This is a genomic window from Candidatus Lokiarchaeum ossiferum, assembly GCA_025839675.1.
Classification (GTDB): Archaea; Asgardarchaeota; Lokiarchaeia; order Sigyniarchaeales; family Promethearchaeaceae; genus Lokiarchaeum; species Lokiarchaeum ossiferum.
In genome coordinates, this window is the sequence record CP104013.1 from 5423478 (window position 1) to 5449606 (window position 26129).

The 26129-nt window shown below is 34.7% G+C and carries 21 protein-coding genes and 2 pseudogenes; 10 read left to right on the plus strand and 13 right to left on the minus strand.

What is annotated here, in order from left to right; translation table 11 throughout:
* Nucleotides 1-32: 32 nt before the first annotated feature.
* From NEF87_RS23145 to NEF87_RS23175, 7 genes and pseudogenes are all read right to left on the minus strand, one after another.
* Nucleotides 33-1571 (minus strand): AMP phosphorylase, encoded by a 1539-nt coding sequence (locus NEF87_RS23145; RefSeq protein ID WP_457917697.1) that lies wholly within the window; start codon nucleotides 1569-1571, stop codon nucleotides 33-35.
* Nucleotides 1572-1696: 125 nt separating this feature from the next.
* Nucleotides 1697-3235 (minus strand): thymidine phosphorylase, encoded by a 1539-nt coding sequence (locus NEF87_RS23150; protein WP_457917698.1) that lies wholly within the window; start codon nucleotides 3233-3235, stop codon nucleotides 1697-1699.
* Between the two features lie 131 nt (nucleotides 3236-3366).
* Nucleotides 3367-4692, minus strand: a complete 1326-nt coding sequence (locus NEF87_RS23155; protein ID WP_457917699.1) for a hypothetical protein — start codon at nucleotides 4690-4692, stop codon at nucleotides 3367-3369.
* Nucleotides 4693-4748: 56 nt separating this feature from the next.
* A complete protein-coding gene (locus NEF87_RS23160) occupies nucleotides 4749-5963 on the minus strand; it encodes a M24 family metallopeptidase (RefSeq protein ID WP_457917700.1) in 1215 nt (404 codons plus the stop codon).
* Nucleotides 5964-6007: 44 nt separating this feature from the next.
* Entirely contained in the window at nucleotides 6008-6814 is an 807-nt protein-coding gene (locus NEF87_RS23165; RefSeq protein ID WP_457917701.1) for a response regulator, read from the minus strand.
* Nucleotides 6815-7000: 186 nt separating this feature from the next.
* A pseudogene (locus NEF87_RS23170) lies at nucleotides 7001-7405 on the minus strand (hydrogenase iron-sulfur subunit); the annotation flags it as partial.
* An 81-nt stretch (nucleotides 7406-7486) separates the two neighbouring features.
* Nucleotides 7487-9469 (minus strand): annotated as a pseudogene (locus NEF87_RS23175) (FAD-dependent oxidoreductase).
* Nucleotides 9470-9755: 286 nt separating this feature from the next.
* On the opposite strand from NEF87_RS23175, the gene NEF87_RS23180 reads away from it, so the two are divergent.
* The 4 genes from NEF87_RS23180 (at nucleotide 9756) to NEF87_RS23195 (ending at nucleotide 12583) form a co-directional block, all read left to right on the plus strand.
* Complete coding sequence (locus NEF87_RS23180; RefSeq protein ID WP_457917702.1) at nucleotides 9756-9971, plus strand: hypothetical protein; 216 nt, start codon at nucleotides 9756-9758, stop codon at nucleotides 9969-9971.
* Nucleotides 9972-10151: 180 nt separating this feature from the next.
* A complete protein-coding gene (locus tag NEF87_RS23185) occupies nucleotides 10152-11192 on the plus strand; it encodes a hypothetical protein (RefSeq protein ID WP_457917703.1) in 1041 nt (346 codons plus the stop codon).
* Nucleotides 11193-11600: 408 nt separating this feature from the next.
* Entirely contained in the window at nucleotides 11601-12290 is a 690-nt protein-coding gene (locus NEF87_RS23190; RefSeq protein WP_371803903.1) for a hypothetical protein, read from the plus strand.
* 56 nt (nucleotides 12291-12346) lie between these two features.
* On the plus strand, nucleotides 12347-12583 hold the full coding sequence (locus NEF87_RS23195; RefSeq protein WP_371803904.1) for a hypothetical protein: 237 nt from the start codon (nucleotides 12347-12349) through the stop codon (nucleotides 12581-12583).
* A gap of 126 nt (nucleotides 12584-12709) precedes the next feature.
* Here the strand turns inward: NEF87_RS23195 and ileS are convergent, their stop codons facing one another.
* Nucleotides 12710-15973: an isoleucine--tRNA ligase gene (gene ileS / locus NEF87_RS23200; protein ID WP_457917704.1), complete on the minus strand. Its 3264-nt coding sequence runs from the start codon at nucleotides 15971-15973 to the stop codon at nucleotides 12710-12712.
* 360 nt (nucleotides 15974-16333) lie between these two features.
* Nucleotides 16334-16552, minus strand: coding sequence for a ribbon-helix-helix domain-containing protein (locus tag NEF87_RS23205; protein ID WP_371803906.1), 219 nt, complete (start codon nucleotides 16550-16552; stop codon nucleotides 16334-16336).
* Between the two features lie 381 nt (nucleotides 16553-16933).
* Here NEF87_RS23205 and NEF87_RS23210 point away from each other — a divergent pair, with 381 nt between their 5' ends.
* The 6 genes from NEF87_RS23210 to NEF87_RS23235 all read left to right on the plus strand — a co-directional run bounded on the left by NEF87_RS23210 (nucleotide 16934) and on the right by NEF87_RS23235 (nucleotide 21629).
* A complete protein-coding gene (locus NEF87_RS23210; protein ID WP_457917705.1) occupies nucleotides 16934-18289 on the plus strand; it encodes an Nre family DNA repair protein in 1356 nt (451 codons plus the stop codon).
* Nucleotides 18290-18413: 124 nt separating this feature from the next.
* Entirely contained in the window at nucleotides 18414-18959 is a 546-nt protein-coding gene (locus tag NEF87_RS23215) for a hypothetical protein (RefSeq protein WP_457917706.1), read from the plus strand.
* A gap of 29 nt (nucleotides 18960-18988) precedes the next feature.
* Complete coding sequence (locus tag NEF87_RS23220) at nucleotides 18989-19600, plus strand: hypothetical protein (RefSeq protein WP_371803909.1); 612 nt, start codon at nucleotides 18989-18991, stop codon at nucleotides 19598-19600.
* A 76-nt stretch (nucleotides 19601-19676) separates the two neighbouring features.
* Nucleotides 19677-20456, plus strand: coding sequence for a hypothetical protein (locus tag NEF87_RS23225; protein WP_457917707.1), 780 nt, complete (start codon nucleotides 19677-19679; stop codon nucleotides 20454-20456).
* 126 nt (nucleotides 20457-20582) lie between these two features.
* Nucleotides 20583-20942: a hypothetical protein gene (locus NEF87_RS23230; protein ID WP_371803911.1), complete on the plus strand. Its 360-nt coding sequence runs from the start codon at nucleotides 20583-20585 to the stop codon at nucleotides 20940-20942.
* 42 nt (nucleotides 20943-20984) lie between these two features.
* Nucleotides 20985-21629, plus strand: a complete 645-nt coding sequence (locus tag NEF87_RS23235; protein ID WP_457917708.1) for a flavodoxin family protein — start codon at nucleotides 20985-20987, stop codon at nucleotides 21627-21629.
* An 11-nt stretch (nucleotides 21630-21640) separates the two neighbouring features.
* Here the strand turns inward: NEF87_RS23235 and NEF87_RS23240 are convergent, their stop codons facing one another.
* From NEF87_RS23240 to NEF87_RS23255, 4 genes are all read right to left on the minus strand, one after another.
* The gene (locus NEF87_RS23240) at nucleotides 21641-22750 is read right to left on the minus strand and encodes a hypothetical protein (protein ID WP_457917709.1); all 1110 of its coding nucleotides are present in this window, start codon (nucleotides 22748-22750) and stop codon (nucleotides 21641-21643) included.
* Nucleotides 22751-22833: 83 nt separating this feature from the next.
* Entirely contained in the window at nucleotides 22834-24210 is a 1377-nt protein-coding gene (locus NEF87_RS23245) for a hypothetical protein (RefSeq protein ID WP_457917710.1), read from the minus strand.
* A 237-nt stretch (nucleotides 24211-24447) separates the two neighbouring features.
* A complete protein-coding gene (gene purD, locus NEF87_RS23250) occupies nucleotides 24448-25770 on the minus strand; it encodes a phosphoribosylamine--glycine ligase (protein ID WP_457917711.1) in 1323 nt (440 codons plus the stop codon).
* Between the two features lie 57 nt (nucleotides 25771-25827).
* Nucleotides 25828-26121, minus strand: a complete 294-nt coding sequence (locus NEF87_RS23255; RefSeq protein WP_371803916.1) for a YciI family protein — start codon at nucleotides 26119-26121, stop codon at nucleotides 25828-25830.
* Between the last annotated feature and the right edge of the window lie 8 nt (nucleotides 26122-26129).

Genomic DNA, 26129 nt, shown 5'->3' on the forward strand with positions numbered 1-26129 from the left:
ACCTAAAAAATATTTAAAAAATTATTAAAAGATTAGATTTTTTCAAGAGTCATTCCTCCCAAAATCTGGGGTAAATGCGCATTATAATATTCAACGGCCTTTTTTAGACGGTGTTCACTATCGGAATAAATTTTAAAGATAACTTCTCCTTTTTCCGTATTTTGACCGATTTTTCGGAGTATTTCGATTCCTGCCTTTTTGGCTGCTGGACATCCTGCAATCTTTGCAATGCGATTAATATGCTCATTTTCTACTGAAGTAATAAATCCATCAAAAGACGCTTTCATTTCTGCCACAAATGGTCCCACTTCAATATTTTTAGGCAAAATGTCTGGGTTTCCTCCTTGAGCTTTTATCATTCGTTTCATAGCTGTATAAGCTTGTCCAGAATTAAGGATCTCTAAGGCGAGATCTTTTCCTTGACCTTCTTGTGCTTTTCCTGCCATTTCTAAAAGAATTCCTGCAAGTTCACACGATTTATTTCGAAGACTAGATGGTCCTTCTAATGGATTAATAAGAAGGTTCATCGCTTCTCGAGCTTCCAAAGCAGGTCCTACAGCATGACCAATCGGTTGAGATGCATTTGTTAAGAGACAAACGGTTTGAATTCCAACCTTTTGGGCAATATCTTTAAATCTGATAGCGTATTTCTTACCATCTTCTAAGGTGGGAAACTTGGTTCCTTTTCCACAAGGAATGTCAAGTACTAATTTTTTTACACCCATTGACATCTTTTTACAAATAATTGATGCTATCATTAGCGGAAACGGATCCATGGTCAGTGGTTTTTCTATTCGTATTAATGCATTATCAGCAGGCGCTGAATCCAGAGCACCTCCCCACAAAATACCACATTTTTCCGTTTTTAAAATTTCCAATACTTTTTCTTTGGAAAATGCAACAGGTGCTAGTACTTCAAATGAATCTGCTGTGCCAGAAGGTGATGTAATTGCACGGGTTGATGTTTTTGGAATAAATAATCCCGCAGCTGCAATTATTGGGACAATAATTAATGTAACTTTATTTCCTGGAACTCCACCTGTTGAATGTTTATCATAAACCTCTGATCCAAAATCTAAAACTTCTCCTGAGTGGGCCATGGCATTAGTAAGATCTACAACTTCCCGATCAGTAGCCCCTCGGACTTCCAAACCAATAATGAATGATGCTTTTTCAATGTCGAGTAATCGCTCATGAGTACAATCATTGATGATATCTTGAATTTCTTGAGTGCTTAGTTCTTTTCCTTTTACTTTTGCCTTAATAGCCAAGAAAGAATTAGGTTTTGAAGAGAGTTGAACATCTATTCCCTTATAATCATTAGAGAGCTTCAATTTCTCATAAACTTCGTCATATAAACCCATTGTCCCACGCGATAACATTTTTTCTCCTGTTGCAATATCAACAACTGCAATGATACCTGGTTCTAATTTAGTTCCATCGGTTTTATATGGGATTAATCTGACACGATCTCCTGGTTTTGCTCCCAATTCAAATGCATCTTCATCGTCTAAGACTATTATCTTTACTGCTCCACTGGATATGCCTAGTTTTCTAAACTTGAATTTCATGGTTAATCAACAAAGATAAATTGCATTTCCACCCTTTATTTGTTTGGGTAAAGCGTGTGTTATCATAAATAATAAAAAGAATTGGCAAATCCCGAAAAAAAATCACTTTATAGAAAAAAGGAGTATTAGATTTTCTCGATGGTCATGCTTGCAAAATTGAAAACTGGATGGGAATTATAATATTCCACTGCTTTTTTCAGCTGAGAATCTGTTGGGGCATAAATCTTCAAGATAGTATCTCCAAGTTGAACTTTATGTCCAATTTTGTGTTCAATTTCTATGCCTGCTGATTTTGAAGCAGGGCATCCTGCAATTTTAGCAATGCTGTTAATGTGTCTATTATTAACTTCTGATATTATTCCTTGTATATCTGCTTTCATTTCTGCAATATAAGGCCCTACGGTTATATCCTCTGGAAGAATATCGGGAAAACCTCCTTGAGTACGAATAAGTTGTTTCATTTCATCATATGCTTTTCCCGATTTAAGAATATCCGTTGCATATTCTTTACCCTTGCCTTCTGGAGCTTTTCCTGCCATTTCTAGAAGTGCTCCTGCTAAATCTGTTGATTTGTTTAAAAGGCTTGACGGTCCTACAGATGGATCAATAAGTAAGCGCAAAGCTTCTCTTGCTTCTAATGCTGGTCCTACAGCATGACCAATGGGTTGTGATGCAGAAGTTAGCAAACATGTGCACTCAATTCCAACACGGGCTGCAATTTCTTTAAATTGTCGAGCAAATTTCCGACCAATTTCTACCGTCGGAAATTTAGTTCCTGGTCCTACAGGAATATCCATCGTCAAAATTTTTACGCCCATACTTAATTTTTTGGCCAAAATAGATGCAATCATTATCGGTAATGGGTCGATATTAAGTGATTTCTCAATCTTTATAAAAATATCCGCAGCAGGGGCTGATTTCATGGCTCCAGCCCAAAATATTCCCGCTTTTTTAGATTCCAAAATATTTAAGATTTCTTCTTTGGTGAATGAAACGGATGCAAGTACTTCCATGCTATCGGCTGTTCCAGATGGGGAAGTTATTGCCCTTGTTGATGTTTTTGGGATCAGTAAGCCTGCAGATGCTATTATGGGGACTATAATTAATGTGATTTTATTTCCAGGAACTCCTCCCGTACTGTGTTTATCATAAACATTTGGTCCTAAATCAAGAATATCTCCAGAATGGGTAAAAGCATAGGTAAAATCTACAATTTCGTTTTCAGTTAATCCATGAATTTCAACGCCAGTTATAAAAGAAGCTAACTCTATTCCCAACAACCTTTCATCCACACAATCATTGACAATTCCCAATATCTCTTGAGTCGAAAGTTCTTTTCCTTTGATTTTTTTTCGAATTGCGGCATATGATTTGGGTTTTGAGGATAAAAAGATTTCAATATTCTTATCATCTTCCCCTAAAGCTAATTTATCTTTTACTTCGTCATATACACCTACTTCTCCCGGTTCCACAATTCCAGAACCAGTCGCTAGATCTACAATCGCAATTATTCCTGGTTCTATCAATGTCCCATCTAAATTCTTTTTAAAAATTCTTACTCGACTTCCCGGTTTAGCATTAATTTTGAAAGCATCTTCATCATCTAAAATGATTATGTTAATTCCACCAGATGCTAACCCTAGTTTTTTTTTCCTTAATTGCAAATTTCGTTCATCTCGATTATCTGAGTCATTCTTTTTTTTAGTTATCTTTAGGTTAAAAACATATATATCTTTCTATAAGGGTGCAAAACAATACTTGCGATAAAAAGAAGAAAAAAAGAGTCTTTTTCAATCTACAAATTGATATTTAATGGTAAATCTGCTGTAAATGGTCCTTTGGCATTTCCATCTCCATCTTTGAAGGAAACTGTCGCTTTGATCGGAATCTCACCCCCATCAAAAGCTTTCACAATGATTTGCCATTTCATATCTTCATTTGGATCCAAAGAATAAATATTCTTTTGTAAAGTTCCCCGCATCAATCGCAAATCTTCGGGAAATTCAAATTCTACATTTATTTCCATAGCGGGTCCCTCGCTATTGTTGGAAACATTCACTTGAAGAGGAAATGATTGATTAATAACTGGTGTTTTCAAAGGCAATAAATCTATACCTAACACGGCATTAGGGGAAGTTATTAACAATTCTTGCTTTTCTGATTGTAATTTGAAACGATATTTTCCATCAATTACCAAAGTTAGTGTGATTGGACCGATGAAACCTTCTCCAGGAAAATTAGTTCGAAATTTAAACGGTAAAACCTTTTTCCCGAAGTCCTTAACTTGTATTTTTTCTGGAAGGGCAATTTTCTCTTTCGTGGATATGTTGTCTCCAATTTCAATTTCCATCTTTTCAATAACGAGTGATTTAAACACACGCGGTAATATGCTATAATTTTTGAATTCTCCTAAGCGGGTACAATCTAAGATTGATTTTACCTCAATCGAATCATCGCGTTCATATTCCGTTTTATCCATCCCTAACTCAAATTTTACCATTAAGGACGCTAGTCCAACAATTAGAGCTTCTTTTATAAGTAAAGTTTCCGCTGCACCATATTTATGGATCCCAAAGTTATCAACGATTGAATCAATATACTTTTCTCTTTCGTTGATAATTGCTTTTGTGAGATCTCGCACTAAAACCATTAAAGAATGAGATGAATACATGTCTGGATCAATCTGATCTTTGAAACGCTTTATATAAACGATACCTTCTTCATATTTTCCTTGAACAAAATAACATAGAAAAGCAAAACAAATATCTGTTGTGGCCATTTCGTCCGGATTCTTTGCATCCGATTTCAAGATGGATTTTGAAGCTATATCAAAATAATCCCGTGCTTTTTCAAAATCATTCGTGAATATACAACATTTTCCCGCTTCATATTCCAATAATGATGCTCGATGGAAATCTCGGGCTCCTCCTAAGGTGTGATAATTTTTCGCAGAATAGAAGAAACATTTTTCAGCAATTTTCCATTCCTTTAATTCTAAGAATAATTCGGCCGCTTTTTTAAAGTGTTCTGCAGATTTTTTGTGGTTATCGTTATCCATTAATATTTCTGCTTTTTCTAAAGCTACTTCCGCTTTTTTCCGGAGTTTTTCTTCGTTAGCCATCTTTGGAAGAAATATAATGAAGGAAAAAAAAAAAGAGTTTGGTTCATTTGATCTTGTTACAATGTAATAAATTTGGTTTGTGGTGGTACTAAAAAGCGACAGCCATCCTTTGTAATTACAACATCTTCTTCTAAGGATACTGTGCCATAATTCTTCGTCACGACTTCGAGTTCTAATGTGAAAATATTGTTCTCTTCCACCAATCCTTTTGGAATATCTCCATACTTCTCCCAAAGAGGTCCTAAAAGAACTCCCCCATCGTGCCCTTCGGTTCCTACTTGATGTCCTAAAGCATGACCATATTCGGGATATCCTTGAGATATTACATGATTACGTGCGATAGTATCCACTGAATGCCCAGTAACGCCTGGTTTGATGTAATCTGCGGCTTTTTGAATGGCATCACGAACGGTGTTAAATGCATGAATTAACTCATCTGGAATTTCATCTTCTGTTCCGAAGAACCACATTCTTTGAATATCTGAGCAATATCCATTCAATCGCACTCCAAAATCGTTATGTAATGTGTGTCCCTTTTGAGTAAATAGATCTTCCCGAGGACCATCATGCCCAATTTCTTTATCTGGTCCAGCATCAATTGCCGGGCAACAATTTCTCTGCCATGCCTCTTCAACTCCAAGATTTTCCATTTCTTTAAAGAACATTTCTTGGATCTGAGTTTCACTTACACCGATTTTAAATTGTTTGGCCATTTTTTTATTAATTTCTTCAGTGAGTTCACAGGCTTTTTGTACCAATTCGATTTCAGTTTTTGTTTTACGCCCTCTCACTGCATGCACTAATGGTTTGGAACTAATAAATTTCTTTTTATGCTCGCCCAAAATTCGTTCAATGTTTAAATACATGCCATGTGACAGCCCATCCGAAACTACATCATCAAGTGAGTAGTTTAATGCAATTTTTGTCGGATTTAATTTATCAATAAACGTTTTTAAGGTCTCAGAAATTCCTTTGACATATCCAATTACTTCATCCCAAATTCCTTTTCTTTTTTCCGCGCTTGAATCGCCCTCCCCCAAAATAACCGTTTTCTTGAATTTTCCATCTGAAATCGAAAAAATGAATGCTGCTTTCCAGACGACATCTCCACCCACTAAAAGATTCATGATAGGATCAGGATTAGAAGGTGTTTCTCTAACAAATATTATCCAACAGTCCATATCATTTTCTTTCATGATATCTGGTAAAAGAAGGTGTTTTTCTTTAATGATTTGAAAAAGCAAAGTATTTGAAATTTTTGACTTGTTCATGGGAAGAACAAAAGCACCTAATAAAAAAACATTTACTATTTGATCTAAGACAATGGAAAGAGGGACAACCAGAATCGCCAATTTTCTAAAAATTTCAAGATTTCGGTTTTTGCAAGAGAATAATAGGTAAAACGCCCTTTCTTCCACCCTTTGATTAATCCTAAATGTTCTAAGATCTGAAGATTGTGGGATGTGGCTGATCGAGATTTTTCAATCAGATTTTGGATCTCAGTTAATTTTAAAGGACGATCTTTCAGAACTGTCATAATTAGAAATCGATCTGCATTGGCTAAAGCACTTAAACAACCAATCATAAAGTCTTTAAAATGTTGGTCTTCACTCAAAGGTTGCTTTTCTTCACCGCCTTGATTCTGAATTTCATTATTGTTGGTTGGTTGGGAAAAATTAATCAATTCCGTTTGTGTAATGTCATGAATTTGCATTAATTTCTTTCGAATTTCTTCTTTAATTTTGGAATTATATAATAATGTTTCGATATTCGGTCTTAAATCATTAATTCCTTTGACTGGTTTAATAATATAGCCAAACGGCTCCCCAAGTTTAGCGGATTCAAGAGTTTTCATATCTTCTAAAGCTGTAACAAATACTATGGGTGTATGATATTTTGTAGAAATTTCTTTAGCAGCATCGATTCCATTAATACTACCATCAAGTATAATATCCATTAAAATTAAATCCACTTCATTAACATTTTCGCGCATAAAGCTTAGGGCTTCTTCTCCAGATGAAACAGTAGCGACAGGATTGTACTTAGCTTTTTTCAGTAAAGATTCCAAAGCTAATGATGTAAGGCCTTCATCTTCCACAATTAAGATATTTTCATTAACCATTATGTGAAGATAGGAGATTTTTCCTTTTAATTGTTTAGAAGGAATAAAAAAGAAAATTATTGATAAATTATTTTGGTTCAATTGCATATATGGGATACATCCTCGCAGGATTCATCCACCTTGCACTTGGTTTATAGCAAGGGTTCATCTGGGCCATATATGTCGAAGGTTTTTGTTGTATTTTCCTTAGACTGTTTTTTTTTTGGCTTTCTTGGCAGCAGCTTTTGCGGCAGCATCAATTTGATGCATTCTTAGTTTAGAAGGCCCTAACCGTCTGACTGTATTATCCATTTCAACTGCAAGTTGTCGGAAGCGTTCTCCTTCAGCCGCACTGATAAAGATCATTTTCAAACGATCAGGTTCTAATCCTATAGTATGCATGATAGTTTTGAGATATTGGACTAATTTTTGGGCATATTCATTGCCATTCACAAAATCACATTCTCCAATATGTCATCCACCTATGATGACTCCATCGGCTCCTTTATTAAAGGCTCGCATGACCATATCTGCTGATACTCTTGCCGTGCACATTACTCGAACTGGTCGAATACTTGCAGGATATTGGGCTCGAATGGTTCCGGCCATATCGCAGGCGCCGTAACCTCATTTCCAACATAAGAAAGCTATAATCCGTGGTTCAAAATTTTCCATTTTCATTTATCCCCCTAATTATGCCTTAGATTTCTCCATAAGGGCATCTTCCAATATTGCGTCAATTAAATCGCCGTATTGTTCATCACGATAGTATCGAATTGATATTGCCGAACTTGGGCACACTGATGCACAAAGACCGCATCCTCGGCAGAGGATTTCATCGACAAGCGCTCCATCTTCTTGAGTTATTCGAATTGCATTATAAGGACAAGCTTCCGCACACATTCCACATCGTGAGCATTTGGCTTCATCTGGTACGGCCCGAATAAGTTTAATTCGATATTCTCCATTGGATAATAACTTACCAATAGAAGAGGCTGCACCCTTTGCTTGCATAATGGATTCTGAAATGGCTTTAGGGCCATGACATGCACCTGATAATGCAATTCCGGGAACATCGGTGTCGACAGTGTTCAATCGCTGGTGGAATTCTTTTAAGAATCCGCTCGGATGTTTTGACAGATTTAGGGCTTTATTCAATTTTCCAAAGGTATCCGAAGGCATCATCGCTGCAGATAACACAATTAAATCAAATTCATATTCTTTAATCGTTTTATCTGGGCTTAAGGTGTCCTCAAGCACCACTATGAGATTTTGGGTCTTTGGATCTTCGCGAACACGAGCTACCTTTGAGCGTATATATTTTACTCCGTCGCGTCTGGATTGGGTATAATATTCTTCATATCCCTTTCCTGCTGCGCGAATGTCAATATAAGATACAACTACTTCAAGATCTGGATCATGTGTTTTTACAAGCTTAGCATTTTTAATGCTAACCATACAACATACTCCACTTGAGCAGTATACATTTCTATTGACATCCCGTGAGCCAACGCATTGGACAAATAAGACGCTTTCTGGTGGTTTTCCATCCGATGGTCTATGTAAATGGCCGACTACTGGTCCATTGGGGGCGAGCATTCGTTCAAATTCGAGTTGTGTTACTACGTTCTCGTATTTGCCATAACCTAAATATCCATCAATTGGTTTGTATTCATCCCAACCTGTTGCTACAATTATTCCTCCTACTTTCACAGAGAAGAGTGTATCTTCTTGATCAAATTTAACGGCTGTAAGTTCACAAACGTTGGCACAATTGCCACATTTGATACATGCATCCATATCAATTTGAGCTCTCATTGGGACTGCTTGCGAGAATGCAACATATATTGCTTTTCGTTGTCCTAAGCCTTGATCGAATTCACTACGTGAAACAGCGGGGCACACATCAAAACATGCGCCACACCCATTGCAATCGGTATTTGTATATCGTGCCTTTTGCAAGATCTCAACTTCAAAGTTTCCTACATAGCCTTCTACTTTGGTAACTTCAGACAACGTTAAAAGTTCAATATTTTCATTTCTTTGCACTTCTAACATGACAGGCCCCAAGATTCAGATACTACAATCATCGGTTGGGAATGTGCGGTCAAGCATACTCATTTTTCCACCAATTGTTGGATTTTGTTCAACTAAATACACTTTATGACCTTGGTTCGCAAGATCTAAAGCGGATTGTAGTCCAGCAACTCCTCCTCCAATGACTAAAACTGCATCCGATACAGGTACTACTCTTTCGGGTACTACTTCCAATCGGGCCGCTCGTGCAACTCCTGCTCGAACTTGTTCCTTAGCCATTTCCAAAGCTTTCGCTTTATCTTTTTGGTGGACAAAACTTGTGTGCTCTCGAATATTGACGAACTCCAAATATGAAGGGTCTAACCCGCAATCATTTAAAACTGCTTGGAAAACCGGTTCATGTGTTTTTGGGGTTCAAGCCGCAATTACCACTCGATTAACATTGTATTCATCAATATATTTCTTAATGAAATCTGCTCCTGAGGTGGTTCAGAGAGATAAATTTTTATCCGCAATAACAACATTTGGCAAAGTTTTTGCATATTCTGCTAATGCTGCTATGTCTATTACACCAGCGATATTTACACCACAGTCACATGGGAAAACAGCAATTCGTATTTCATCTGGATTAGTACTCATTGTCGTATTCTCATTTTGTGTAGAATTTTGCATTTCAAATGAAAAGATATCTGAATGCAGAATTCTGTGTTATATATATCGTTATGTTACTTATCCTTCCATGGATTTACTCTCATTTAACGAACATTGATAATAAGAGGATTCACTCCATATCATCGGATAATACTGTGTGTATGAAATTTCCATTTCTATAAGAAATTTTTGCATTGACTCATAAGGAAAAAACTTAAATGAAATTTGGTTCCCAAATGAAATCAAAGAAGAATATTTTTTTCGGATTTTTCCCATGGAGTCTGCATCAACCAAGTGGTCAAAAGGGAAGGAAAAAATCGGAGGAAGGGAAGTAAGCAAAGATTTTGTGTCTACAAAAAGAAGGAAATCTATTGTTTCCTTTTCATATCCTGCATATACCCCAAACCTTGAATTTCGAGAAGATTATTCGCAGAATGAGAATAGTTGGATCTTTCGTTATCAGTCTTTTAGTTATAGATTTGGATTTTAATTCTAAGTTTTTGATTTCTATTGTGCCCTTGCTAAACCATTCTTTGTTTGACTAAAACAATTTTGAATAAAACTATCTTATGAAATGGTACGAACTATTAGAAATTGTATGGATAATTAGATATAAAGGATTGATTAATCAAAATGATATAGGAAGAATAAAAAATGGAGGAACCAATTTTTGAGTTATGAAGAAATGCCAGCAGGAACCGTTCCTGTTTTTTTTGTCTTGGTTTTCTCCACCTTTTCTTGTTTTCTGTTAACAATTATTCTGGCAATGAAATGGAAAGAAAGAAGACGTAGAAGTGTTTACTCATTGAGAAATTTGTTCTTTTCCTTATTCCTTGCATGTATTTTCTTAATTTCTGCTATGATTCAAGGATATATCACCGGATATAAACTGATTTTTTATCGAATTGCTTATACCTTATTCATCGGTTTTTTGGCATGTTCTCTTTTCTTCTTAATTCAATTTGGTCAGGAGATATTCAATGTATTTAAGAAGTCGTATAACTACCATTTCATTTTTATTGCCATTTTAGTTATATTGCTTATACTTCCCAACAATTATTATGGTTTTCCTTCTGATGGAAAAACAGACTTTGGCCCATCAATCCGGATTTTTTCTTCTACATTATTCGTTGTGTATCAAACCTATCTCTATGCTTTATTGGCCATTAAATCATTTTCTGCCTATCTTCAAGTGTCAGATAGCTATGCAAAAATCGGTTTTATGTTTATCGGAATTTCGCAAGTTTCAATGTTAGCCAATCAATTTTTTCTTGTATTGGATGTGATAGCTTTTACATTTTGGGGAAATAAAGGTGGTTACTCTATTTTTACCACTATTGGGTGGATATTTGTAGGCTTGTTTACCTTTTCGAGTTATATGGGGCTTTTACTTCCTGGATTCTTGCACAGAAGAGAATTACCAAACACCTCATTAGAAAAAGTTAAATCTCAATTGATCGAAGAAGATCCTATCCAAGTCAAGATCGCTGAGATTCATGATAGATCCTTACTCGTAAGATGTCCAACTTGCAAGTTAACCAAAGAAATTGTGTTAAAAAGTGAATTAGTATATTCGATCAAAATTCAAGAAAAAGATATTATGTCCATTACTATTGAAGAAAATATCATATGTCCTCATAGATTTCAAATATACTTGGACAAAAATCTTCAAATACGAGGGTTTACACCAATTGATTATTTTAAAGGTTAAATTACATTTTTATGTCACTATTCTACCGATTTTAAACTTTTTGACCAAGATTTTTGGATATTTTCTCCGTTCTGAATCATGATGAAAATGAATGTTTGTTTTTTTTATTTCCCTATTTAAGTTGTAGTATAGATTTCCTGCTTGTATTTAGAAAAAAATTTTTCTGAATTTGACATAATTAAAAAATCTCAATATTAAGTGAACAAAGTATGAAAATCTTTAAAAAATTGAATTTTCGATTGAAGATATGCATCTTTGTCAATGGGAAAGGGGTGGGTATTTATGAAACATTTATGATTTTTATTAATATTGAAGGGGAAATGTTATAAGTAAGATTTAAGTTAATGATTTTAAGGGAAGTTTTTCCAAGAGATCCATTTCTACCCATAGCGGTTGGTGAAATCAAAAATGAAGGAAATTATCTTTGAAATAATTGAAAATTTACTCGATCTATCTGCTTTTGAATTGGAATATCGTCATCGAGCCAAATCAAATCCCTTCAGCGAGAAATGGATCAACTGTACTCGTTCAAGAGCCAGAATTAAGAAAGTAAAAAATTATTTATACTCTCAAATTAAAATTGTGTTAGATAGTGATAAAAGTCAAGAATTTTATGAAATTGCTTTGCGTCCTTTTATTCGTCAAACTTTAGAAGAAATACAGAAGTCTATTGTTGAATTTGGGGAATCTAAAGAAAATATTCTATACCAGGCAGTATTTTTTAAATTATCTTTAGATGATTTATTTATTTTATTTACGAATTTAATTGCTTGGGAACATCAAATCTATCCGGCATTATTAGAGCATGCCATTTTTGAATCATCGCATATTCGCGAGGAAATCGTTCCTACTGACGATTATTTGAGATATTATGTGCGATTTTTGGATGTGTTATCTTCCAGTGAAATAATCTCTCTCTTTGATTTAGATGCTCTAAAGAACACCATTCTATCTGATCAAGATCAAATTGATAAAAAACCATTAAGTTCTTTGCATTTGTTTGAAGATTGGCCAATGCTTAACTTGGAATCGTTTTCCCACCGTTTTCCGCATTTTAAAGAAAATTTAGCCCAAAAAATGGCCGACTCAAAATCCTAAAAAACTATTCTCTCGATACCTTTATAAAGGGAATTTATCTAAATTCTAGTAGGAAAATGATTGCAGAGGTACATCCTTTCAAAACAGTTTTTGATGAAGAGTGGGATTATGAGTGGGCGGCAGATTGGAACAAAGTTTCAGCGATATTTACGACCATTGATGATTTGGAACGTCAGTTTGGAGCACTAGATGTGTCCGTTCTAAGGGAATTAACTCAACGGAAATTGATTTTAGATTTACAGAAATATGCTTATAGTCTTAGTAAAGTCATTGTTGATAAATATCAAGATTAATTATTTGGGTGAAATCGCTTTGACTGCCCTTTTTTTTTGCTGTCCCCTTCGTTCTATTTCATTTTGATGACTTCATCTAATACTGGTCAAAGATTTTAGAAAAAAGTAAAAAAATAAAGAAACTCCTTAGTTTTTAATAAAATTGATGCGGATCAACCCCAATTTGTCTTTGGAAATGGATTGTGCACAATATCCGCATTTTCCTTCAGATCCACTTTTAATTGCATTAACCATTTTCTCTCGAATTACGGCGTAGCATGTACCATTTAAACAAACATTGAAATCTTGTGATATTCCTTCATTAATCGGTTCAGATACTTCTTTGGTTAAATTTAGGGGTTCAGCTGTCACTTTAGTAGTGATATTTTCCTTTAATTCATTCAAAGTTTCGTAAAGGAAGGGGTGTTCAGTAGACAAAGTTAGAGTTATTGATTCTCCAGTCTGCAATTTATGTTGCTTTCGTAAGAATTGGATCGTACGCAATAAATCTCGCAATATTCGTTCCTGTTGCAATTCTTTAGAGTCTTGTAAATCCAAATATACTATGTATTCTCCTACGTCTTTGAATTTAAAGGTGTCATCAACTTTTTCATCTTTAACGATCGTCAATTCCTTCACATTACTCATTTCTTTGATCAAATCTTGGAATGGAATTTCTTCCTTTTGATCTTTGGCTTTTATCAATAATCCTTTGGTAGGCCATCGCAATTTTATCTTATTTTCGGCTTTCAATGAACGTACTTCATCAATGATGTGGCGAGTTGTTTGCATTTTGCGTTCAGCATTTTCATCGATTAAATCATCATCAATTTGGGGCCATTTGTCCAAATGAATTGATTCTCGGGTTTGTGTGGGAAGCATTGGGCGAAACATCTTTTGATATATTTCCTCAGTCAACATTGGATTTACAGGGGCCATAATCAAGCATAATCGGTGTAAAACATACCAAAGCACTGCTAATGTATTATATTTGTTTGGATTTTCATTATTTACATCGATATCGTCCCGAATTAGGGAGATGTACCATCGAGACAGATCATTTACAATGAACTCTTGGAGACGTGCAGGAATTGAGGGTAACTCGTAATTGTCAAATAGATCTGTCACTTCTTTAATTGTACTGTTCACTTTGGAAACTATCCATCTATCTGGCGCGGATAATTTATTAATATCCATGGAATGCTTTTTTGGATCAAAGTTATTTAGCATCATTTTTTCTTGGGCAAATAAATAGGTATTCCAAAAGGTGTTAAGTACTTTGAAGGTGTCGGTATATTCCTTGTAGTCAAAGTTCATATCTTTTCCTGGAGGGGTAGCCATGACACTGTAGAATCGGAAGTTTTCTATTCCTTTGATATTAGACCAGCGTTTATCGTCTTTAATATATTTCTTTTGACGTTCTTTTCGATTCTTCTTTGGAGTTTTACTTTCCTTAGTCTTATCAAATTTGGATGTGGTCAGAAGGGCTGCTTGTTTCCGTAAATGTTCCTTTTGAGATTCAGTCAAAATTTCCACTTCACCGCGAATAACATCAATTGGTTGGACTGCATTTCCTAAGGATTTGGACATTTTAACTCCATGTGAATTTACCCATCCATGCATATAACATGCTTTATAATTTTTCCGTTTAGATGAAAGCATTGCTGCGCAAATCAATGAGTTGAACCATCCACGGATTTGATCTTTTCCTTCCAAGATGAAATCGGCTGGTTCCCAAGTGTCATAATGTTCATGACCGTCAACAAATTGTTGGGATGCCCACATCACTGATCCTGAATCTAACCAAACATCTGCTAAATCCGGGACCCGCTTCATGGTTCCTTTAGAACATTTTGGGCATTTCCAAGTGACTTTGTCTATGATGGGAACGTGGAGATCTTCTGGACATTCACCCGCTTTTTCTTCCAATTCCTTCATCGATCCGATTACATCCATGTTATCACAGGCTTCATCATCACATTGCCAAATGGATAATGGGATACCCCAGATTCTTTGGCGTGATATACACCAATCCCGTAATCCCATCAACCATGATTTAAAATTGGTATCACCAGCATATTTTGGGATCCAAAAGATATCTTCATTTTCCTTTAACAATTCGTCACGTAATTTTGATGTTGCGAAGAACCATTGGTCGGTTGCTCGGTATACCAATTTGGTTTTGCATCTCCAACAGTGAGCGTACTCGTGTGCTATGGGTTCTTCGTGTACTAAAGTTTTTTTTTCTTTCAACATATCGATAATTTCTCGATTAACTTCATGTACATACTTTCCTTTAAATAAATCTCCTGCTTCACTCGTGTATTCTCCATTCATATCTACTGGTGAGAAAATTGGTATTCCATATTCCATTCCGACTTCAAAATCTTCTGGTCCATGACCTGGAGCTGAATGAACCAATCCTGATCCTCCTGTTTCTTGGACGTATTCTCGAGAAAGGACTATTGTATGTACTAATGGTTGTTCTTTTTCTAATTCTGCATGGATGGGGACTTCTTTAGCGAATGGATGAATATATTGTTTACCTTCTAAGTCATAACCGGTGTAACGCTCTCCATATTCAAACCCATCTTCTGTTTTTAAGGCCAAATTTAATTTGTTTTGTAATAAATCTGAAGTGGCGGCAATTCCCATGATCCAATATTCATCCTTTACCCGCATTTTCACATACTCACTATCTGGATTTGCCATGATGTTTGTATTTGAGATTAGAGTCCAAGGTGTGGTTGTCCATATAACATAAAATGTCTTTGGATCTTCAACCGATTGAAATTTGACAAAGATGGCGGTATCGGTGATATCATGATATTCATATTCATGTTTTGCCAAAGCAGTTCCGCATCGAGGGCAACAATTTTGGGGGCGATATCCTTTATACAAATAATCATTTTCCCATGCCTTCTTCAATGTCCACCAAATTCCTTGAATATAGGTATTTCTCAGTGTGATATAGGGATTATCCCAGTTCCAGAAATTGCATCCCAATCTTGAAAATTGCTTATTCATAGTATCAATTTGGCTAACTGCATAATTTCTACATTCGGAGACAAATTTATCCAATCCATATTCTAAGATCTCTTGTTTATTCTTTATACCTAATTTCTTTTCGATCATTACTTCTATAGGTAGTCCGTGTGTATCATAACCAGGCGTATCAGTAACACGATATCCTTGCATACGCTTATATTTTATGACATAATCTTTTAAGATTTTATTCCAAGCAGTACCCAGATGAACATCACCTGTGGTATAGGGGGGACCATCTAAGAAGAAGAATTTCTTTTCTTTGGGTTCATTTTGTTTAATAAGATCATATATCTTCTCATCTTCCCACCATTGTTGGATTCGTTCTTCAATTTCTAACGAGTTAAGTTTACCTAAGGATTCCATTTAGTTTTCCTCTGTGTTTATATTTTTTATTAACGAAAAAAGGATTGCATGTCAAAAAAGTTTGATTTTTCTGAAAATTTCTATAAGGATGTTATTATAACCTAAAGAACAAAGTTATACCGAAAATGTGCATGGAAATGCTGCAATACCAGTTTGAATTTGCGTCTGTTATCAACTGATATTGAAGTTAAGCCAATGCTTAACTAACGAATAATAATAATAGCGTCGATGGGGATTTTAATGCACCCTTGATGGATATGAGAAGATAAAACTTTAACAGACGCTTGCATAACAAATAGAAGAAGGAGTACATTCATAAAAATTTGATTAAAAAGATTGTAAAATTGAAAAAAAAAGATATTATTTATAGTGCATAAGTGCTTCCATTTGTTGTGTTTTAAAGGCTTGAAATCTTTCAGGTGTTAAATCTTGGTTTAAATCTTGTTCGTTGGTTAAAAATTGCTTTAATGCTTGTCGAACTGCTTCAGAACGACTTGGAAAGTATCCCATGTTGACCATTGTTTCTAAACAATCTAAATATTGATCTGGAATGTTGATAGTAACGATTTTCATTGTCATGTGAACCTCTCGAGGTTGAGTTGGTAGTCGATAAATATATAAATTTTACCATCTAAAATCCAAATTTTGAATATCTGGGTTTTGTCGGTAAAATTCTTCGATATTCTTTTTTTGTCGGCAACCCTATTAAAACATTTTTACACTTGTAGAACCTTTTCCCATTAACATTTAATGTCTCGCTACTATTAGGATGTTAAAGAAAAAACATCGAGTTTAAATAGAAGACCAAATACATTTAAAATTTCTTGTTAGCTCTACAACATCTTCAAAGAAAGACAATTTCTTTGAATTATAATACACCATGATAGAGATCTTTATTAAAAAGGAGAGTCATTTTTATATGATTATCGATTTTCGATTTTTCAGCAGAGATAGTTATTGATGATGTCATCAGAATCCGATTCAGTGAACATTTGTATAAAATGTAAGGGGGCACGGTTATTGTGCGGAAAATCACAATGTCCTATCTTGATGAAAAATTCTATTTTAAAGAGTACTTTGACAATTGATCCAAAAGAAATTAAATCCAATCAGAATATTTTTGGCGCTTCTCCTCCCGCTGTCTTTGTTGGACATGTGGGATATCCTAGGGTGAATATTGGTCCTTTACTTCCTATTGGGGAATATGCAGTGGAAAAAAATACGGGATTTTTAGATTCACCGGAATCTTGGTTTGGGAAACCCCTTGAGGAAATCGTAAAGTATCGATCAGGGATGGTTCGTTCAAATTTCTCCATTGGAGTACGTTATCAAGATAATATTGATAAAATTCTTGGTGATTTAAACCGAACCAATCGTAAAATGCTAGAATCAACCCAGGAATTAACCATGGCTTCAAATTCTGTTGATACTGAAGCAAAATTGTCACATATTCGTGTTTCTATGCGATATGATAGCAGCAGTGCGCCCAACGGCCCATCGGGCAGAGCAGAAAAAATTGATGTAATTGATAATGTTAAGGTTTTAAAACCGGTGGATAAGGTCATCTCCGATAAAGATTTGAAATCATCAGAAGCTATCTATGGCTATCTCTATAAATCGGATGATATATCGACAACTTCTATGCAACGTTTATTATCTGCTGGATTATTAGGAGTGAAAAAAAATCGTCGATTAGTCCCAACTCGTTGGGCGATCACTGCTGTTGACACAATTATCAGTAAGAGTGTTGCGAAATCAATAAAGCATTATCCCAGTATAGATAAGTATTACACATTCACCAATGATTATCTTGATAACCATTTTATAATATTATTTATGCCCGGTCCATGGGCTTTCGAAATGAACGAACATTGGCATTCTGAGTCCATTTGGAATCAAGATATTTTTGGCTTATATCCTACTAATATTGCTGAACCGGTAATCGTTAATGATTACGAGCTCGAAAATGGAAGGAAAAAGTATGCGGATAATATTACAGGGGCTTATTATGCTGCACGTAAAGAAATTGTGGAATTCTTATCGAAATCTCGCCGCCAATCGCGAGCCATTGTATTTCGTGAAATCCGTGGAGGATATATACTTCCTTTAGGTGTGTGGGTAATTCGAGAAACGGTGAGACAAGCCTTGCAAAACGGATGGAAAGGATCCAATGTGATCCAACATGAATCTCTAAAGGATGCTTTACAAGTAATAAATAATCGTTTTAAAGTACCCTTAAAACACTGGTTAAAAGCAAGTAAATTAGTTCCCTATTCAAAAACTCAAAAACGCTTAGATTTTTGGATAAAAAATTAAAAATGCGTTTTGACATATTTGGTATTTTACTCCAAACCTTAAGCTTTAAAGGAGTAGATTTCCCAATTTAATTAGAAATATATCGAATGACTTATTAAAAAAATAAAAACTCCTTGACCCAACCATGAGTGCTGCTTCCCTTACTAATCCCGTTGAAATTTTGAAGTTACTTAATTCTAAATTGGAGGAAGATAAATCTCTTGGATATGAAGCTTTTCTTAGGCGTACTCATTGGTTTTCTGGTACAACGGCGAATGATCTGAAACGTTTTGCATGCAATCAATTGAATGTCAAACCTCGGGATGTTCTTGCATCTATTAAAAATATTGAACCTGCATTTCTCTGGGCAAGTCAAGATGGTCTTGAAACAGCAAAACTTAAAATGGTTGAAGCCGCCCATGCCTATTCAAAAATAATTGAAGCAAGCCTCCCTCCGGTAATAGTGTGGAATTTTTTTGATTCTCAAGCCATTCGCCTAATTGTTCATGATGGTCATCATCGAACTTACTATGCTCATAGGAATGGGATTCGGATTCCAGCAGTGATCTTAGAACCTTTAGGCAATTATTCCAAGATGGAAGATAAGTTTCGCTATGCCTTCCAGATTAGAACCCGGGTAATCGATTTACCTGTATCTAGAACAAAACATTTTGATATTGTCACAAGATAATAATCCATGAAAAATGATGAGAGATGTTAATGAAATCCTACGAAATTGACTGGCAACATATTGAAGTGGAACAATTCTCCCGGGAGCATTTAAAACATTTCACTACTGTTGATATAAAGAAGATGTTTCTAAGGGAGAAGGTTCCTATGGTTCCTGAATTAGCATATCTTTCATTTCTCATGCATAGTGCTTGGGGTGTTAACTTTGATATCCAGCGAGGTGTTGATCGAACCCTTTTGCAATTGAGATTGCCTTTATTTGAAGGTAAAGGTTTAAGTTGGAAAGAAAGACGGTTAAATCCTGAAAAAATTTGGGCTTCAGAAGATTCCTTAGATTTTGATAAAGTTGAAATGGTTACCGCTGCGATTAAATACATGCTTAAAACTAACAAACCCATACCTCCGGTAGTTGTTTGGCTCATTAAAACTGAATCAAAGTATAATTTAGTACAACACGATGGGCATCATAGAACTTATGTTTGTAATAAATTGGGAATTCGTGTTCCTGCAGTAGTTTTAGAATATTGGATAGATAATCGAGAAAATCCCCTCTTGCATAAAAGGTTGCATTACCGAGAAATCGATACATACGTAACTGAAATGCCCATAGTTAAACGACAATTTTCTGAAGCACGAAAATAAAATAATTTAGGAAAAACATTAAATCTATTATCTCAGAATTTTTAATTTGTGAAGTATTACAGTTGTATTGATCAGTATGGATTATTCTGAAAAATATACTTATGCAGTGGAAATGCTTTCGTCTTTCAAAAATTACTTAGAAGTCAAAGATTTCCGCAAATTCTTGCTTCTTATCTTAAATTTAGAATCTATGGGTCCAGAAGCTATGTTAAAACAGCTTGGAATGGGTTCCAAAGGGAAAACAATTTTACCATACAACCCCGAAAAGAAAATGTACTTTACTAAAGTGATGTCTGGCTTTTCGTTAAATCATCAACTCACTATTTATTCACCGATTGAAAGGATCAATACCAAATTTGTGAATAAATCCAATTCAGAGTTATTTACAAAATACTTGACAGAATTTGAACGGAAGAAGTTATTACCTGGAAAATTTATGTTAATTAATCCAGAGGTAATTGATCAATCACACAAAGCGCTCTCTGAAAAAAATTCTCCTAAAATCTCTACTCCAGGAATAGAATCCTTATATTTAAATTTACGGGAGTTAATTGCCACACAAAACATAAAGTTTATTTTCTTGCTTGAAGCCGATAAGGCAGATATAGCATTCATCATGAATATGAATGTTGAACCAAGTCATGATTCTGAAAATTCTATCCAATATTTCGATGTTTACGTTGATGAAAAGAAAGAAATGCGGGATCACACTTTTATTCGAATGAAAAATGGAGATTCGGATTCTGATGAAATAACTATGGAATTTTTGGATGAAATCAAGGATATGTCCCATTCTGATTTATTTGACTCGCATTTTACCATCATTGTTCCTATTTCTTCCATGGACATGCCTTAAATCTCATTTTTTTTCATATTTTCAATAATCTAATTTTATTCGTCAAGTGAACGTACCACATTTATTAGCTTGTGTTTCCTTTAATTAATTGATCATTTTTCTAAAACTGGAAAATTAGAATAAAATATGATAAAAAAGCAGCTTTTTCGGATTTACACCGAACATGACTACACCCGAATTAACGATACTAAATTATGTCTGGAGTTATTAGAAGAAATTGCAAAGGACAATGGTACCGATATTTCCCATATCTATTCCGTTAAAATATATCCTATCGGCTTGTCTGCACTCATTTTACATGGACCTTCAAACCCACTCACAACTGTTGAACATATTTTGATTAAAAAGGATTATTCACAACCAGCTGGTTTGAGAAATTATGAGTGTATTGGGAAATTGTATAAAAAAGTCTGGTTGAGTCCTGATAAGACAACAGTTTTTGCAATTTATCGAATTGAATCCAGTCAACCTTTAATCTATATTTGATACTTTCAAATCTTTTTTATTTGGCCTCCCCAAATTAATTCTATGGGAAAAAAAATTATAGTTATTATGGGTAGTCCCCGAAAAAATGGTTTAACGGCCTCCCTTACGTCTCATTTTGCAACAAAAATTGATAATTTAAATTCTCTTGAAACCCTTACGGAGGATCATAAAATTGAAGTTGAAATTTTAAATTTGGTTGACTTTACGGTTGGCCACTGTATAGCGTGTGATTCTTGTTTGCGAAAGCCAAATGTGTGTCCCCTTTCTGAAAAAGATGATATGGGTGTTCTGGATAAAAAAATGCAAGAAGCGGATGCAATCTTGGTGGGATCTCCTTCTTATTTCTTTAATGTTCCTGGAATTCTTAAAGATTTAATTGATCGCTCTCGTCCTTTAAAAATGGGGAAATATAAACTAAAGGATAAACTTTTCTCAGTGGTATCTGCTTCCGGATTACAAAATGGAGGGCATAATGCTGTTTTGGATGTCCTAACTCATTGGGCATTGATTCAAGGGATGATCGTTATCAGTGCTTTAGGGCATCCTGTGATTGTATCTAATTTTCCTTCCGAATCTGGGCAAATGTTAGGTATTAAAGAATTTCGCAAACCATCAGACTTAGGTGAACCTTCACAATATGCTGTGGAGGCCCTCGCAACTCGATTTCATGATCTTCTTAATAAATAGAGAAAAAATGTTTAGAGTGTTTCAATGAACCCTTTTTTTGTAAATCCTTCAAGTATTTCTGGTAATTTATGGAGCTCAAATGTTAAAAGGCGATCACGGGCAATATTTTGTAATTCACTGATTATTTTATCAATGGACATGTTCCCATTTTTTCGAAGCAATCTTAAGGTGTGCTTTTCAGTAACATCTGGAAGATTTTCTGCTTGTCTAATGTGAGTTTTTTCATTATACAAAAATAATTTTCCTTCCAGTTTTTTATGGATCATTTTCATAATATCCTCTTCGGAAGAATCCTCCACGGATAAATGCGTTATTTTAAATTCATTTCTTCTCCGCATAACTCCAATCATCGCAGAAGTGAACATATCTTGATGTTGTTCATCACTCTTTTTCAAAAATTTAATTACTTTATCAATTTTCTCGTTTTCCATGTCTTTAATATCATCAGAAAATTTGCGAAGATAATCTATATAGTTTTTTGTATAGATGGCTTGAAGTTTAATCGATCCCTTCATCAACAATTTCATAATTGTCTCCAAGGGTTCGGCATCACTGTCTCCAAAAGGTTTGTAGACGCTAAGATTATAAATTACATTAAACACAGTGTGATTTTGTAACCGTTCTTTTTGATTTTCACTAAATTCTAAATATCGCTCAGGGGTAAAAATGTTTGTGGTTTCTATTATATCGGGAAACAATTTTGCCAGCAGATTGAAGATGACCACAAATCGTTCCTGTGAAGGATCATTTTCAATCAATACCAAATGACTCTCAATATAACAAGCATAAATTAAGGACCGTAAATCTTTTTCTGAAATAAATTTTAAAACATTTTTCATATCTAAATTAACAGAATCAGCTTTCGTTAGTGCATCATTCTTAATTTTATTGGCCTTCTTTGCCTCATCTTGTAAACTAAATTCGAGTACGAGGTAATCCCGAACGGCAAAGTTTTTATCGATGTAAGCATAAAATTCATGCTCACAGACCATTCCCGAAGGAATATAAACAGATGTTGCACCGGTTTCTTTTTTTTTTATAATATCAACTGGAGCGGCAATTTTTTTACTTTTTGAACATGTTGGACATATAATATTGACTTTCTTGATGTTAGTTGACATATTTACTTCTAACCCTTATTTTGTTTCCTAACCTTTATAGGTTTTTTTTTTACAGTATTGAATTTAACAATTCAGTAGGACGTTCATTTTTTTTGAAGAAAGCTTTTGATTGAAGGGATTTTCTCTTGAAATTCGGATAATACCCCAATGAAAGGTTTTTCAGTTAAATTCTCCAAAATTCTCTTTATACCGTACAATTTGGTTTCTTTTAGCTCTAAATTCCCTTCTGCTAAAAATGAAATGTAGTAACCTTTGACCTCAGAAAATAGTATAAATCTATATCTCTGAAATCCTAATTTAACTGAAATCCAGTGAGGCATAAGTGTTGTATTGGCTATTGTATTCGCCGCAATTGCTTCGATTTTAGCGGTGATAAGCGCTTCTTTTAACTCTATTAAATTTTCCTCCGCATCAGGATCATCAAGATCAATGGGTGGCAACCCAGTGATTTCTAGATGACTGGAGATCAAACTTGAAATGACTCCGATTGATTGATAACTTAGCCCAAAATAATCTATTCGCAAGAAATCATCAACCGATTGGAGAGTATTTGGTGAAAAGATATCATCGAACTTCACATATTCTTCCAACATATACAATACTCGCTTTTCAAAATTCTGAGTTAACTTGTACAATTCAATTTTTGATAGTATTGATGGGTCTCTTGATTGCAAAAGTTCATGAAATGCCACTTTCATCTGATTTAGCAACCAAGCCGCTTTTTTATCTTGAAAATTACCAAATATCATGAATAGTAGTTGGGGGCTTCCCAAATAGTAACAAATTTCTTCAGCTCCACCTTTTGGAGGTGCTAATAACATGCGATCCAACTCCCCACTTAAAATAGATGTTGCAATATAATCTAAATTGGACCCCAATTCCAAAAAATATTCATATTTTGAATTTGATGAAAAGAGATTTTGGCGTTCTTTGGTTATTATCCCCATAAATTTCATGAATTCCCCATGATTTCCCAAAAAAATTTTGTCTTGGCTGAGATCAGCTTTAAACTTTGTTTTTGCCTTGACCCGCACCCGGTGATCAGAATCTGAGATTTTTGATTTGGAAATAGCAATATTACCTACATTTTCATTAGGTTGGTACGCTTGATTTGAAAAGATAACTCCTTTTTTTGTGTTTATCTTGAGATTTCTAGTCAAATCATCAGCTTTCTTCATCTCAGATGCTGTTGGAGGAAGAAGTGTATTAAATACTGGTTTTTTTGTCGAGATCTTGTTTTTCCGGTTCGAACAATCACTCTGGTGAATGGAAATGTTGAATAATGACGCACTATTTTCTGTTGAAGTTGTGAAATTCCCTTCTTTTTTTTCATTTTCCTCTACTAAAACACTTGAATCGAATGCGCATTTGCAATTTGGACAATAAATTGGATAAGGAGAATATGCGATATAATTGCACTCTGGACACTTTTTTTTTTTAGTTTTATCCGAAAATAACATCTATTAGTTCTTATGTGGGTATTGACCAATAAAAAAGTTCCTTCAAAATTCAGAAAAATGAACAAAATTGGTCAGACTTTTCAATACAGGATTACGTTTTTTGATGGTAGAATTCTTATCATACGATAACCTAAATTTCCCAAAAGTAATGGAAAAAAAGGGAAATAGGTGGAGAGACTCTTAATTCGCATTTTTTGAATGGATATGACATATTTCTTGATCTTTTATTCTTTATGTTTATTCTTTCAAGACATTTTCCATATGTTGAATTCTTTTATCCAAAACTTCTTGAGTCCCGATATCAGTTCGATGAAACAACGCGCCTGAGACAAACTTAGTTCCTTCCTCAGCAATTTTTTCAGCTTCACTTAAAGTATTGGCAATTCCTATTATTCCTATAGCCCTTGATGTGGATGAATAAACTTTTCCATTTTCTTCACTCACAGAAGCATAATATAATTTTGCCCCTATTTTTTCTAATGCCTCCTTATCAACAATAATTTCGGAGTGGGAAACTGGGTTAACTGGATATCCTTCAGGTACCAAGTATTTGCAAACCGTGGCTTTTTGTTCAAATTCTAAAGGTTTCAGAAGTGTGCCTGCCAAAATATCCTGACAAACGGTGACAAAATTTGATTTCATAATCGTTAGAATGTTCATTGCTTCTGGATCACCGAATCGGATGTTAAATTCAACAATTTTTAGCCCTTTTTGAGTTTTCATGAATTGACCGTAAAGAATACCTTTATATTCCTGTTTAGTTTCTTCAGCAATGGCTGCAACTACTTTATGCATTTGATCATTTGCATAGGATACATCCTCTTTGCTCACGAATGGAAGTAAATTGTCACCCATGGAATAGGATCCCATTCCTCCCGTATTTGGGCCTTCATCTCCGTTGTAGGCTCGTTTATTATCTTGGACTAGGGGAGTTCCCACTACATTTTTCCCATCTACGAAACAGATGTAAGTAAATTCTTCCCCATCAAGTTTTTCTTCGATGATAACTCTTCCATTTTCATCAAATATTTCATTACAATATGTGTAAATATCTTCTTCAGAATGTAAGTGATCTCCCCATACCTTAACACCTTTTCCGCCAGTCAAGCCATCCGGTTTTACAACAACATTTTCTTTTCCAATTTTATGGACAAAGTCTTTAATTTCGTCCATATCTTTGAATTGTTTAAACATGATGTTAGATTCGATTTTGTATTTTTCCAAAAGGGAACGCATGAAAATTTTGGATCCTTCCAATTGAGCACATTCGATAGTTGGACCAACCGTTGGGATATCTTGAGCTTGTAGAGCATTGGCAACGCCAATAACTAGTGGGGCTTCGGGACCAACAATTGCAAAATCGACTTTATTTAACTTGGCATAGTCTATCATTGCTGAAAAATTACTAAGATTGTCGATGATTATCTCATCATTGCATAGTCGTGCGATAGCAGGATTTTTTTTGCTCATAAATGCACAAATTGTGGCGCCTCCTTTTATCAAGGCTTCTGCCATAACATGTTCACGTGCTCCATTTCCTATTAAAAGTACTTTTACCATTATTTTTTCACTGATGCTTCTAATGTTTGAGAATAAAAAAAAACAAATATTGATCCTTTAACAATTTGCTTTATTCGAAACAATTTTTAATTTCCACTCATAAAGTTTGTACTTATAGGCTTTGGTCACAATTAGGGGATCTGATTCACTTATCTTCCTTGCTTCATTTAAATTTGCAGTTTGGAATAGAATCATACCTCCAGGTACATTTTGAAATCCTCCTCCTATTAATTTTATTTCAGATGTAATTTGAGTGAGATATTGCAAGTGATTTTTATATATTTCTTCAGTCAGATGTATATTGTCATTTTTTTCATCTATTCGTACGAACCAAATCTCTTCTTCTTTCATTTTAAATT

Bases quoted from the DNA above. Each gene is read 5' to 3' on its own strand.
- NEF87_RS23165 (WP_457917701.1), bottom strand. From the start codon at position 6,814: ATGGTTAATGAAAATATCTTAATTGTGGAAGATGAAGGCCTTACATCA.
- NEF87_RS23155 (WP_457917699.1), bottom strand. From the start codon at position 4,692: ATGGCTAACGAAGAAAAACTCCGGAAAAAAGCGGAAGTAGCTTTAGAA.
- NEF87_RS23215 (WP_457917706.1), top strand. From the start codon at position 18,414: ATGAGTGCTGCTTCCCTTACTAATCCCGTTGAAATTTTGAAGTTACTT.
- purD (WP_457917711.1), bottom strand. From the start codon at position 25,770: ATGGTAAAAGTACTTTTAATAGGAAATGGAGCACGTGAACATGTTATG.
- NEF87_RS23190 (WP_371803903.1), top strand. From the start codon at position 11,601: ATGAAGGAAATTATCTTTGAAATAATTGAAAATTTACTCGATCTATCT.
- NEF87_RS23220 (WP_371803909.1), top strand. From the start codon at position 18,989: ATGAAATCCTACGAAATTGACTGGCAACATATTGAAGTGGAACAATTC.
- NEF87_RS23160 (WP_457917700.1), bottom strand. From the start codon at position 5,963: ATGAACAAGTCAAAAATTTCAAATACTTTGCTTTTTCAAATCATTAAA.
- NEF87_RS23240 (WP_457917709.1), bottom strand. From the start codon at position 22,750: ATGTCAACTAACATCAAGAAAGTCAATATTATATGTCCAACATGTTCA.
- NEF87_RS23255 (WP_371803916.1), bottom strand. From the start codon at position 26,121: ATGAAAGAAGAAGAGATTTGGTTCGTACGAATAGATGAAAAAAATGAC.
- NEF87_RS23225 (WP_457917707.1), top strand. From the start codon at position 19,677: ATGGATTATTCTGAAAAATATACTTATGCAGTGGAAATGCTTTCGTCT.
- NEF87_RS23145 (WP_457917697.1), bottom strand. From the start codon at position 1,571: ATGAAATTCAAGTTTAGAAAACTAGGCATATCCAGTGGAGCAGTAAAG.
- NEF87_RS23205 (WP_371803906.1), bottom strand. From the start codon at position 16,552: ATGACAATGAAAATCGTTACTATCAACATTCCAGATCAATATTTAGAT.
- NEF87_RS23180 (WP_457917702.1), top strand. From the start codon at position 9,756: ATGGAGTCTGCATCAACCAAGTGGTCAAAAGGGAAGGAAAAAATCGGA.
- NEF87_RS23195 (WP_371803904.1), top strand. From the start codon at position 12,347: ATGATTGCAGAGGTACATCCTTTCAAAACAGTTTTTGATGAAGAGTGG.
- NEF87_RS23210 (WP_457917705.1), top strand. From the start codon at position 16,934: ATGATGTCATCAGAATCCGATTCAGTGAACATTTGTATAAAATGTAAG.
- NEF87_RS23245 (WP_457917710.1), bottom strand. From the start codon at position 24,210: ATGTTATTTTCGGATAAAACTAAAAAAAAAAAGTGTCCAGAGTGCAAT.
- NEF87_RS23235 (WP_457917708.1), top strand. From the start codon at position 20,985: ATGGGAAAAAAAATTATAGTTATTATGGGTAGTCCCCGAAAAAATGGT.
- ileS (WP_457917704.1), bottom strand. From the start codon at position 15,973: ATGGAATCCTTAGGTAAACTTAACTCGTTAGAAATTGAAGAACGAATC.
- NEF87_RS23230 (WP_371803911.1), top strand. From the start codon at position 20,583: ATGATAAAAAAGCAGCTTTTTCGGATTTACACCGAACATGACTACACC.